Source organism: Serratia sp. 25CWL12 (assembly GCF_055790885.1).
Genome location: NZ_CM147698.1, coordinates 1,614,798 through 1,627,993, shown reverse-complemented (window position 1 = coordinate 1,627,993; position 13,196 = coordinate 1,614,798). Strand labels below are relative to the sequence as shown.

At 50.7% G+C, this 13,196-nt stretch carries 5 protein-coding genes; 2 read left to right on the top strand and 3 right to left on the bottom strand.

Going from position 1 to position 13,196, the window contains the following annotated elements; translation table 11 throughout:
* Positions 1–182: 182 nt before the first annotated feature.
* Together yrIlm and ACX9GV_RS07115 are read right to left on the bottom strand one after the other, a co-directional pair.
* Positions 183–7,820, bottom strand: a complete 7,638-nt coding sequence (gene yrIlm, locus ACX9GV_RS07120) for a YrIlm family inverse autotransporter adhesin (protein ID WP_473197551.1) — start codon at positions 7,818–7,820, stop codon at positions 183–185.
* 1,385 nt (positions 7,821–9,205) lie between these two features.
* Positions 9,206–10,102 (bottom strand): SMP-30/gluconolactonase/LRE family protein, encoded by an 897-nt coding sequence (locus ACX9GV_RS07115; protein ID WP_473197550.1) that lies wholly within the window; start codon positions 10,100–10,102, stop codon positions 9,206–9,208.
* A 783-nt stretch (positions 10,103–10,885) separates the two neighbouring features.
* Between ACX9GV_RS07115 and ACX9GV_RS07110 the strand changes: the two genes are divergently transcribed.
* A complete protein-coding gene (locus ACX9GV_RS07110) occupies positions 10,886–11,320 on the top strand; it encodes a DoxX family protein (RefSeq protein ID WP_023492414.1) in 435 nt (144 codons plus the stop codon).
* 42 nt (positions 11,321–11,362) lie between these two features.
* On the opposite strand, the gene ACX9GV_RS07105 is transcribed toward ACX9GV_RS07110, so the two are convergent.
* Positions 11,363–12,112 carry a DsbA family protein gene (locus ACX9GV_RS07105; protein ID WP_473197549.1) on the bottom strand — a complete coding sequence of 250 codons (750 nt, stop codon included), beginning with the start codon at positions 12,110–12,112 and terminating at the stop codon, positions 11,363–11,365.
* Between the two features lie 112 nt (positions 12,113–12,224).
* Here ACX9GV_RS07105 and ACX9GV_RS07100 point away from each other — a divergent pair, with 112 nt between their 5' ends.
* Positions 12,225–13,163 (top strand): LysR substrate-binding domain-containing protein, encoded by a 939-nt coding sequence (locus ACX9GV_RS07100; protein WP_473197548.1) that lies wholly within the window; start codon positions 12,225–12,227, stop codon positions 13,161–13,163.
* The last annotated feature ends 33 nt before the right edge of the window (positions 13,164–13,196 follow it).

Below are 13,196 nucleotides of genomic sequence, written 5' to 3'. Positions count from 1 at the left end.
CGGAAGTGACCCCAAGGGTTCTTTGGTGACTATACCCAAGTTCAATGGAGTAGCGGTTTAGAGTTTTGATTACAAAAACAGGCGAACTTAGTAAGTTCGCCTGCTTATTTCCAATACCCTAATTTTGTTGATATTCAGTATTAGCCGCCCTGGGTAAGGGCGGCAAAACATCGTCAATCCTGTTACTTCATACAGGCCAAGATCGCAGGAATTGCTGTGGAGACATTTCCTGTTGTCACCATAACTTGACCTGATCCTGAATCTGTTTTTACCCAGATCCGCTGTTGGGCCCCCGGGAAACCTGAACCAGGATAGTTCGCCAGATTACCCCATTCAGCCCAAACAGCGCCGAGCCCTCTTTGCCCATTACCACTGGCTGGTGTGGTTAGTAACATTTCATTCATCGTCGGTATCCTTGCATAACCACTGTTAATACAGTTGAGGGTAGCAATATCCGCCGAACCGGAGGATATCCCATTGTAAACATAGGCAATCCATGTTTTAACCGTGAACTTATAGGTAAATACCACTGACGTATCACTGTTCCATTTAGCAGTAATCGTCACCTCACCACTAGGTTGTGAAGCCATTGTCACGGCCCCAGTATTAGACACTGACACGGCAGATGACTGACTACTCGTCCAGGTATAATTACTGTTTTGCGCAGTATTACCATGTGGTGCCAACTGGAAGGTCGCATTGGTAAACCCTGTTGTCGGGAAACCACTTGCGATACCAAACAGTGACGGTGAAGAGTTTAATTGGGTATCCACCGTTGCTTTGGCAAAGTTTGGCGCTACCTCAATATTCAAAGTTTTACTGCTTACCTGATTACTGCTATTCGTCACCGTCGCGGTAAGCGTAGTAACAGCACCTGCATCAGTAGTAGTAAAGTTGATCGAAGCGCTACCCGTTGCATCAGTGACTGCGGTATTACCCGAGACAAAAGATACGCCACTGCCACCCGGCACACTGAATGTGACTGTCATACCTTGAACTGGGTTGTTACCACTATCCGTGACTACTGCCACCGCAACCTTAGGTACAGTAGAAGTCAAAGCGGTGATTGCAGCAGTAGATGGATCGGCAGTCAACGTCACCGTCGCGGTTTTGCTCAGGGTATTACCATTCACCTTGACGGAGATATTCGCCGTACCCGCCAACGTACCGGCAGTCAGGGTCGCCGTATAGATACCGGAGCCTGCCACCGTTTCAGTCGCCGTATCTATAGCCCCCAACGACGTTGCAAAAGCCACCGTTTGACCACTCACCGTATTGTTGTTGACGTCTTTCAGCGTCAAGGTCACTACGGAGGTCGCCGCCCCATTCGCTACGATACTCACCGGGTTAGCAGTCAAAGTAGACTTGGCTGGGTCAAGTTTGCTGCTGTCACCGTTCAACGTCACCGTCGCGGTATTACTCAGCGGATTGCTATTCACCTTAACAGTGATATTCGCCGTACCCGCCTGCGTACCCGCAGTCAGGGTTGCCGTATAGATACCGGAACCTGCCACCGTTTCAGTCGCGGTGTTTATAGCCCCCAATGAGGTTGCGAAGGTCACGGTTTGACCACTCACCGTATTGTTGTTGACGTCTCTCAGGGTCAAAGTCACCACCGAGGTCGCCGTCCCGTTCGCTACGATACTCACCGGGTTAGCGGCCAGAGTAGACTTGGTAGGATCAAGCTTGCTGCTATCACCGTTCAACGTCACCGTCGCGGTATTACTCAGCGGATTGCTATTCACCTTAACGGTGATATTCGCCGTACCCGCCTGCGTACCCGCAGTCAGGGTGGCCGTATAAATACCGGAGCCTGCCACCGTTTCTGTCGCCGTATCTATACCCCCCAATGAGGTTGCGAAGGCAACGGTTTGACCACTCACCGTATTGTTGTTGACGTCTCTCAGGGTCAAGGTCACCAGCGAGGTCGCCGCCCCATTCGCTACGATACTCACCGGGTTAGCGGCCAGAGTAGACTTGGTAGGATCAAGCTTGCTGCTATCACCGTTCAACGTCACCGTCGCGGTATTACTCAGCGGATTGCTATTCACCTTGACGGTGATATTCGCCGTACCCGCCAGCGTACCCGCAGTCAGGGTGGCCGTATAAATACCGGAGCCTGCCACCGTTTCTGTCGCCGTATCTATAGCCCCCAACGACGTTGCAAAAGCCACCGTTTGACCACTCACCGTATTGTTGTTGACGTCTTTCAGCGTCAAGGTCACTACGGAGGTCGCCGCCCCATTCGCTACGATACTCACCGGGTTAGCGATCAAGGTAGACTTGGCTGGGTCAAGTTTGCTGCTGTCACCGTTCAACGTCACCGTCGCGGTATTACTCAGCGGATTGCTATTCACCTTGACGGTGATGTTAGCCTTACCAGCAAGCGTACCCGCAGTCAGGGTTGCCGTATAGATACCGGAACCTGCCACCGTTTCAGTCGCGGTGTTTATAGCCCCCAATGAGGTTGCGAAGGTCACGGTTTGACCACTCACCGTATTGTTGTTGACGTCTCTCAGGGTCAAAGTCACCACCGAGGTCGCCGTCCCGTTCGCTACGATACTCACCGGGTTAGCGGCCAGAGTAGACTTGGTAGGATCAAGCTTGCTGCTATCACCGTTCAACGTCACCGTCGCGGTATTACTCAGCGGATTGCTATTCACCTTAACGGTGATATTTGCCATACCCGCCAGCGTGCCGGCGGTCAGGGTGGCCGTATAAATACCGGAACCTGCCACCGTTTCAGTCGCGGTGTTTATAGCCCCCAATGAGGTTGCGAAAGTCACGGTTTGACCACTTACCGTATTGTTGTTGACGTCTTTCAGCGTCAAAGTCACCACCGAGGTCGCCGTCCCGTTCGCTACGATACTCACCGGGTTAGCAGTCAGGGTAGATTTAGTAGGGTCAAGCTTGCTGCTGTCCGCTGTCAGCATCACGCTGGCGCTATTGACCGCAAAGGCCTTGCCACCCACCGTCACGGTAATCGCTGCGGTGCCTGCAGTAATGCCGCTCAGCGTTGCGGTGTAAGTCCCGTCGCTGTTATCGGTCACCGTGTCCACTTTGCTGTTGGCCAGGTCAGGGACAAACTCCACCGTCTGACCACTTACCCCGTTGCCATTAGCATCGTTCAGGGTCAGGGTCAACGTCGAGGTCTGGGTGCCGTTAGCCACAATACTCGGCGGGCTGACTGCCAGCACAGACTTACTGGTGCTCAGGTTGCTGCTGTCCGCCGTCAGCGTCACGCTGGCAGGGTTGACCGCAAAGGCCTTACCCCCCACCGTCACGGTAATCGCCGCGGTGCCTGCGGTAATGCCGCTCAGCGTTGCGGTGTAAGTCCCGTCGCTGTTATCGGTCACCGTGCCCACTTTGCTGTTGGCCAGGTCAGGGACAAACTCCACCGTCTGCCCACTCACCCCGTTGCCATTGGCATCGTTCAGGGTCAGGGTCAGCGTCGAGGTCTGGGTACCGTTAGCCACAATACTCGGCGGGCTGACTGCCAGCACAGACTTACTGGTGCTCAGGTTGCTGCTGTCCGCTGTCAGCGTCACGCTGGCAGGGTTGACCGCAAAGGCCTTGCCGCCGACTGTCACGGTAATCGCCGCGGTGCCTGCGGTAATGCCGCTCAGCGTTGCGGTGTAAGTCCCGTCGCTGTTATCGGTCACCGTGCCCACTTTGCTGTTGGCCAGGTCAGGGACAAACTCCACCGTCTGCCCACTCACCCCGTTGCCATTGGCATCGTTCAGGGTCAGGGTCAGCGTCGAGGTCTGGGTGCCATTAGCCACAATACTCGGCGGGCTGACTGCCAGCACAGACTTACTGCTGCTCAGGTTGTTGCTGTCCGCCGTCAACGTTACGCTGGCAGGGTTGACCGCAAAGGCCTTGCCGCCCACCGTCACGGTAATCGCTGCGGTGCCTGCGGTAATGCCGCTCAGCGTTGCGGTATAGGTGCCGTCGCCGTTATCGGTCACCGTGTCCACTTTGCTGTTGGCCAGGTCAGGGACAAACTCCACCGTCTGACCACTCACCCCGTTGCCATTGGCATCGTTCAGGGTCAGGGTCAGCGTCGAGGTCTGGGTGCCGTTAGCCACAATACTCGGCGGGCTGACTGCCAGCACAGACTTACTGGTGCTCAGATTGCTGCTGTCCGCCGTCAAGGTCACGCTGGCGCTATTGACCGCAAAAGCCTTGCCCCCCACCGTCACGGTAATCGCCGCCGTGCCTGCGGTGATCCCGCTCAGCGTTGCGGTGTAAGTCCCGTTGCCGTTATCGGTCACCGTGTCCACTTTGCTATTAGCCAGGTCAGGGACAAACTCCACCGTCTGACCACTTACCCCGTTGCCATTGGCATCATTCAGGGTCAGGGTCAGCGTCGAGGTCTGGGTGCCATTAGCCACAATACTCGGCGGGCTGACTGCCAGCACAGACTTACTGCTGCTCAGGTTGTTGCTGTCCGCCGTCAACGTTACGCTGGCAGGGTTGACCGCAAAGGCCTTGCCGCCCACCGTCACGGTAATCGCTGCGGTGCCTGCGGTAATGCCGCTCAGCGTTGCGGTATAGGTGCCGTCGCCGTTATCGGTCACCGTGTCCACTTTGCTGTTGGCCAGGTCAGGGACAAACTCCACCGTCTGACCACTCACCCCGTTGCCATTGGCATCGTTCAGGGTCAGGGTCAGCGTCGAGGTCTGGGTGCCGTTAGCCACAATACTCGGCGGGCTGACTGCCAGCACAGACTTACTGGTGCTCAGATTGCTGCTGTCCGCCGTCAAGGTCACGCTGGCGCTATTGACCGCAAAAGCCTTGCCCCCCACCGTCACGGTAATCGCCGCCGTGCCTGCGGTGATCCCGCTCAGCGTTGCGGTGTAAGTCCCGTTGCCGTTATCGGTCACCGTGTCCACTTTGCTATTAGCCAGGTCAGGGACAAACTCCACCGTCTGACCACTTACCCCGTTGCCATTGGCATCATTCAGGGTCAGGGTCAGCGTTGAGGTCTGGGTGCCGTTAGCCACAATGATGTCGTCACTCACCGCCAGCGCTGATTTGCTGGTGCTAAGGTTGCTGCTGTCCGCCGTCAGCTTCACGCTGGCAGTGTTGACCGCAAAAGCCTTGCCGCCCACCGTCACCGTAATCGCCGCCGTGCCCGCGGTAATGCCGCTTAGCGTTGCGGTATAGGTGCCGTCGCCGTTATCGGTCACCGTGCCCACTTTGCTGTTGGTCAAGTCAGGGACAAACTCCACCGTCTGACCACTCACCCCGTTGCCATTGGCATCATTCAGGGTCAGGGTCAGCGTCGAGGTCTGGGTCCCGTTAGCCACAATGCTGGCATCACTCACCGCCAGCGCTGACTTGCTGGTGCTCAGGTTGCTGCTGTCCGCCGTTAGCGTTACGCTGGCCGCATTGACCGCTAAGGCCGAACCCCCTACTTTGACGGTAATATCAGCCTGACCGGCGGTAGTACCCGTCAACAGCGCAGTGTAAGTGCCATCCTGGTGATCAATGGGGGTACCAATCTGGCTATTGGTCAAGCTGCTGATAAAAGTAACATTCTGGCCTACCACTGAGTTACCGTTGGCATCCTTGAGGTTAAGCGTCAGGGTCGATGCACTGTTGTTATCCGCCACGATAGTGGACGGGCTCGCAACCAGCGTCGAATTGCTGGCACTAATCGCTCCAGTTTTTAATGTAATACTGGTGCTAAGATCACTCAGGATGGTACCACCGACAGTAACCGTGATATTCGCCTGCCCCACCACCATACCTGCGGTCAATGTGGCACTGTAGACCCCGTTGCCAATCTCGCTCACCGCACTGAGAGTACCCAGTGTCGTGGCAAAGTTGACCGTCTGGCCGTAAGCAAGATTGTTGTTAGCATCACGCAGCGTTAAGGTCACAACCGAAGTGGCGCTGCCATTAGCTTCAATCGTCGAGGGACTGGCTACCAAACTCGAGGTGGATGCCCTCAGGTTATTGATATCAGCAGTCAGCATCACCTTGGCTGGGGCTATAGCTATCTCAATCCCACCGACACTGGCCGTGATATTGGCCTGCCCGGCCGCCGTACCCGCCATCAAGCTCGCACTGTACACGCCTCGGCTGGTCTCAGTGACCGCACCAACGGTACCCAGCGTTGAAGAAAAGGTCACAACCTGACCACTTACTGGATTGTTGTTACCATCCCGCAACGTTAAGGTTACCTGCGAGGTATCGCTACCGTTGGCGAGCATATGAGTCTGGTCAGCTATCAAAGTCGATAACTGAGTATTGAAACTGGGTGGCATCACCTTTATCAGTACTGTCGCGTGGTTAGAGGCATTACCTTGCGTATCGTAGGCAACGGCGCCAAAAAGGTAACTATGTTCAGTCTGGTCATTAGGTAGGGTGATGGCTAATGTCTGGGTAGCTGTTTGTTGTATCTTTCCCCCTGCAGCTATCAGTGCCCCACTGTCCCAGTCAATATGCGCCAAACCATATTTAGCGGTAACCTGTGCGCTTAGCATCAGCGTTGAACCGGCATCAGCGACCAACTCTTCTGGCATGGACAGATGGATCACTTCCTGCTTCTGATAGTCCAGCACAATATCATTATTACGCTCAACCAGATCAAGGCGGCTACCTGCGAGTGTCCGGCTAGTGCCTACGGCTGACGGATCAATATGGGAACGCCAGTTCTCTCCTAGATGATAATTAAACTGCAAGCTGATGCTGTCATCTGAATTCCCACTGCTCCCCATGCGATGTTCCGCCCCCACAGTGAGCAACGGGATAGGGGTATAATCGATACCTGCAGTCACTGCATAGGGATCTTTCTGGAGGTGATCTTTACCAAATAGCGCGACGTTATCGCCATAGTATTGCTCATACATCAACTTACCACCCAATTGTGGGTAAGCAGGCAAATAGGCTTCGGCTCGCACATCGTAGCCATCGGCCGGGCGTTCATTATAGTCGGCAAAATCGCGCGACTGATGCCAGTCGCTCAGAGCAAAATAGCTGTTAGCCGACAATTTCAGATAGTCGGTCCAGACTTCAGCCCCCACGCCGACCCGCTGATTATCTCCGGTGATATCATCGTCAAAGAAGGTATTGATGCCGTACATCCAGTGATCATTGAAAGTACGAAATCCCATCCCCGCATTCACGGTATTACGGCTGTCTTTATTACGAACGCCCAGTTGAGTGAATAGCATGTTGCGCTGGTTGTCGTACAACGGTACCAACACATCCACAGCACTGCCATCAAGATGAGCATGGTCATCGACGTTCAACTGAACACGGGCAGTACCAAACTGACTCAACCACTGCTGGGCCGAATCATTGAGTTTATTGCTAGCCGCAGAACGGGCCATTGCCTCTGCCGATTTGGTGGCATTCTCACTGGCCAGCGCCTTACCACCGGTCATGGCGTAATCTGCCAGTTTATTGTCTGTCAGATCAGGCTGTTGTGTGCCTGCTTCAACCAGGGAAGACTTGCGCGGCACATCAATTTCATCCCCAACCGTTAATGTATTAAAAGGCTTGGAGAACGTACGATAGCGGTTAAGTTTTTTTAACTCATCAACGGAAACACCGTACTTTTTGGCTACCGTCGTGACACTTTCACCCACCCCCAGCGTATAGGAATCCGTCGCTACCGACGTTAACGTGGTGTGCTCAGAAGAAGCTGCTGCAATCGCCGGAGTAAACGACAAGCTTACAGGCAACAGCAACTGAACGAGAATATTAATCCAGGTAATGATTTTCATTTTCCGTGGCGGAGCCCCAATCACCGGCCCCTCCGGTTCTGATGCATTACCATAGTTTTTTTTATCAACTTTATGTGGCATTACGCAGTTATCCTATTTAATAACGGGCAAGGCAAAATCTCTCAAATTTGCCCAATTTCCACCCTATTTTCTAAAAAGCATTAAAGATGCTCACTGACTCAATCTGGTATCAAGCCGTGAAGTGGTAATAGGGTTCATGATAAAAATCGTGTAATCGTAATGGGGAAAATGGGGAAGCAATATAACGTGAAGTCAACGCCGCCTTATCCCTGATTGGCATCTACTAAAAAAAGAACAAATATGGAACAGTCGTTCTCGTTTCAACCTATATACTCGTCATCCTTCAAGCTGCTTGGGTGTTAGCTGCACTCTGTCACCCCAGTCACATAGTCAGCTATGCTTCTGGGGACTCCATCGTTGGCTGCCTACAAGCAACTCGAATTATTTAGTGTATAAATAATGATAGCCCTCCCTAATTATGCGTATTACGCCATTCATCCTAAAATGAGCTGTTTCCCACTCACTCTAGCCATCATGAAATTCTTAATCGTAGGCCTTATGTACTTAAATAGAGACCATTAAACTGGTCTAAATTTGGTCAACACAAAGGTATTGTTATTCATATTTATGTTGCAAAAATGTAACCAATGAAATATCAAGCAACCTCTTGTGACTCAATCATAAAAACTAAAAATATCAAACTCATACTTGCTTAAACCAAGGTGATTTATGCCAGTAATATCTATTATTTAGCGCATGGCGACTCATGATCAGAATAAAATATATTCAACCATGAGCGAATTACATATCGATCGAGCTTTAAGTCGAATCAAAGATAGAACAACAGAGATAATTGTTTATATAGGAAAAGTCTTAATTAGACTCAAAGAATGCCATGCAGCGCGCTAAGCAATAATGGCATGCCTACCCAATGTACAATTATCGCTAAGTAACAATAATCCGATAGCAAAATAATAATACCTGGTCAAGCGCCAATTGGCCGAAAGGGATGATGAGTTGGCCCCTTCTCCAAAATGGCTCGGCACACTTCGCGAAGCAGCTGAAAAGTAGAGCAGAACGCCAAGATTCTGGGCATTGCACCCAAAGAGGTTAGGGAAATAATCAGTCAACCGGTATTTAACTTAAGGCACCGGTTTTTTTAGAGACAAAACTTTCAATAAAAGGAGATCTGAAATGACATCAAAATCGGCAAACCATCAACCAACAGAGTGACGTGAACGCACTGTAAAAATCTCAAGTGTATGCTCTCAATTTCCGCAAACAGCAGAGCATGACGGAACTCACCTGTATTCCGTCATACTGAAAATCGCTTAGCCATCGCTTAGCCGTTGTTATGGTAGAAACGTTATGGTAGAAACGTTATGGCAGAAATGAACACAGTATTGTTTAACGCGGCACAATCTGTTTTTTGCTGTGCTATCTCATCAGCCTGCGCTAATGAGCGACACTTGATTTCCCAATAGTAGCGGAATGGCCAGTGTGTTCCGTTTTGAGTCGTAGCCAAGGGATGCCGGCGAACTGAGGTTTTCGGCATACAATGAAACTTTGCCGTCCTTGATCCTATAAACACCTTCCCCTGCCCAACTGGTTACAAACAACGCCCCCGTTTTGGAGAATGCGATCCCATCAAGGCGGCCATGGGGCAATTTGATATATTCCTGTACCGTACCGTCATTCTGCATCAGGAATACTCCCCCACCTTTGGTTACAAAATAGACGTGATCATCGGGGGATATGGCTATGCCGTTGGGGTTATCTAAATGCACCCCCGATGCTAAACGAATAATTTTACCTTGCCCGTCTATTTTGTAGATGGCATCTGTACCCGTGGGGATAAATTTGTTTTTATCTTTGGTCTCTTTATCCTGGTTGAACAAGATGCCGCTATCGGTAACGTATAAATTGCCTTGGCTATCTATAGCAATGTCGTTGAGCATAGATGCTTGGTGAATGACGTATTCTCCTACCAACTCTCTTGTGGTCAGGTCAAAACCCTTTACCGTATTGTAGTCGGTCATCCACAATATATTATTCCCTATCGCCATGCCTGCCGGAGCGTGAAGTACGACCCCGTTTTTTCCCCCCTCAATCCACTTCAATTCCAAAATTGATCCGTCGGGTGCCATCTTGCTGACAAACCCGTCATTGGACAAATCACCATTAGGGCCGTTCATGTTTGAAACAAAATAAACGTCCTGGCTAGGGCTGTAGGATACTGATTCCGGAGATATCAACTCGGTATCGGGTTTCTGGGGAGACTGCGCAGCTAAAGGCATACTGAGGCAAAACAAAAGGCCTAGGAATACATTTTTGATCATCATCTCTCATTCTCTTTGATTGATTTTCACTCGATTATATTTGCGTAGATAAGTTAGTAAAGTTTCACATTTCGCTTGGTTAGGCAACCAATCGTTAACATTGTTCCACATGCCACCATCCCTTACATTGCTGAGGTTGATATCGTCCTTTACGTATCATTTGAATCAGTTCGATGCCAACCAAGATCATCTACACCCATTGCAACAATTTGAATCCTCGATTTCCTCGCGCTCCTGTTCTGCCTCTGGATACGTTGGAATAAATTGAGGCGGTGTTACCCTGGAACGTTGACTTTGCCCCTTTTTCAAAAAATGTGCGCAATATGAATAGGACAAGTGCGTCGATTTAACGGCGATTACAGAAGTTCCATCTAACAGGCAATGCGCCATTTTCAGAATACGATTGTACAAAACCTTAGAAGCGAATCGCATTTGACCGCTAATTACTGCCGTTCACACACCCTCTGCAGAGGTTCCTATGATTAAAAACCGAGCTATGCTTTGGCTTTTCTCAAAAAACCACATTTGCTTTTCTCAAAAAACCACATAGTTAAAAAGCTGTTCTACCGCTACGTCTAACATGCCGATAGCATCAGTTACCCTTCAGTTTCGAATCATTACCCGCTCCCCGAGTCCACCTGACCTCCACTCTTTTTCATTTACAACAAAAAAGGGGGCATACACTGCTAGAAATGACCTTCTGATAATTTTCCTAACCCCCCCTCCCGTAAAGAGGTATTATTCTGCATAATTTATGTTTGCGTGGAAGAAAAGGAAGAAACAGAAATGATCAAATCGTTGTTAGGCTTAGTAAATAAATCACTGAATCATGAAGATGCTGGCAAACTTCTGTTACGGATTACGGTAGGCGGCCTGATGCTGTTCCACGGATTACATAAGCTATTTTACGGCGTGGAAGGGATCAGCGGTATGCTAATCGCAAAAGGGTTTCCCGGTTTTATCGCCTATGGCGTGCTAATTGGCGAGGTCGTGGCTCCCTGCCTGATTATCGTTGGCATCTTGACCCGCCCAGCGGCACTTTTGCTGGCATTTACCATGATTATCGCGTGGCTGATGGTGGGTACCGGTAAAACCTTCCAACTTGATGCGGTTGGTGCTTGGGCGATTGAAAGCCTGGTCTATTACTTTATCAGCTCGTTAACCGTGGCGTTTCTTGGCGCAGGTCGTTATTCACTGGCCAAGGACCCCGCCTGGCGGTAACACCATTCCCTCTCACATTCACGGGAGAGGGAAAGTCTATCCTCATCTAGATGGTCTCTCATTCGAGGGGCCTTGTAGTTCCTCTTCCAGCCGCGTAATCAGGGCGTCATAGCTAATGTAACCGGAGGCAAGCAGACTGGTTTCACCGTTTTGTTCCAGTAGAATACTCGGGAACCCGCGTACCCCCCAACGGCGAGTCAGTGCGAACTGTTGCAACGTCGCTTGAATAGCCTGTGAAGAAAGAAATTCTGACCGAAAATCTTCATATCTGATACCCACCTTCTGGCAAAGGTCGGCGTAAAACTCGACCTCTTTTGGATCAAAGCCATCAACATAAAATTTTTGCTGGATGTCAGAGAAAAATGTCAGAACGGTATTGTACCGATCCGGTTGGTTTAAAAGCAGGTTCGATGCGGTAACCACAGCTCTGCAAGCGGGTTCAGTGTCATAATTGAAGTCGCTTCTTTCCAACAAACTAAACCCGAAAGGCTGACCGGTAGTACGTTGAATTTGCTCCCATTCGTGGCGTAAAAATGTTTTGAAAGTGGTATTCCACTCATCACCACCCCCAGCACGCAACCCGCCCACAGTGACGGTAAAATCAAGTCTATTTTGGGCGCAATATGCGGCCAATTGCTTGAGTGTTGGCGCAATACCCCAGCACCAGGAGCACATAGGGTCACCAATATAACGCACCTTCACCTCAGATTGCTCTTGCAGCATAGCAGGCACACTTTCTGTTTGTGTCTCCGGTAAAACACAGGTTCCTGATAACGGGTCGCACTTGAACATGGTTTTGACTCCATAGATGTAAAAGCAAGGTTGGATGCCGTCGATTTTAATTGGGATGCATTTCAAATAGAATAACCAATAAATTTAACTTACTGTTCAGGATTTGCGAACAATGGACAAGCTGACAGCGATGGCGACTTTCATTACCGTGGTGGACTCGGGGAACTTTACGCGAGCCGCCGCCATGCTGAATTTGCCCAAAGCGCGGGTATCGCAACGGGTTGCTGATTTAGAATCAGCGTTAGGCGTCAGGCTGCTGCATCGAACGACACGGGTTCTGAATCTGACAGAGGATGGCCGGGCCTATCTTGAGCAATGTCGTCATATTCTCAGGGAAATCGACGCACTGGAGGATAGCCTGAAAGGCACCACTCGGGTTCCAGAAGGCAATCTCCGTGTCGACGCCCTTGCCTCGATTGCGCGCTGGGTGATTGCCCCCCATCTCCATAAATTTCAGAAGATGTATCCCAATATTACCCTGCGTTTCGGGAGTAGTGACCGCATCAGCCATTTGCTTGAAGAGGGAATCGATTGTGCCATCAGAGGTGGGAAGCTGGAAAATTCATCCATGATCGCCAGGCATGTGGCCGATGTTTATCTCGGCTTGTACGCAGCGCCGGCTTTTTTGAAGTCTGAAAAACCCATTCGAGCACCTGAAGATCTTATCTGCCAGCCACGCCTCAGTTGGTTTGGCTCCCGTGAAGGAGAGCGCTTTGTTTGGCAACTGGCTCAGGGAGTGCATCAAGCCACTCTCCCGGAACCGGATACTATGCTATTTGATGATCCCAACGTCGCGCTCACTGCCTGTATGGCGGGCGCAGGTATCTGCCCTGCTGCCCCCTTTGCTGTCGAATCTTATGTGCGCAACGGCTTACTGGTGCCAGTATTACCTGAATGGCACTTCAAGCCTCGCCCTATTCATATTATTTACCCGAGCAAAAAGCATTTGTCCGCACGAATACGCTGTTTCGTCGATTGGTCTTTGGAACTGATGCAGCAAAACAACAGCCTGCATTTAACACCTATTGAATTAACACGTAATTTAGACTAAAGCCGGGGTAACCATAAAACTGAACGAATAGAT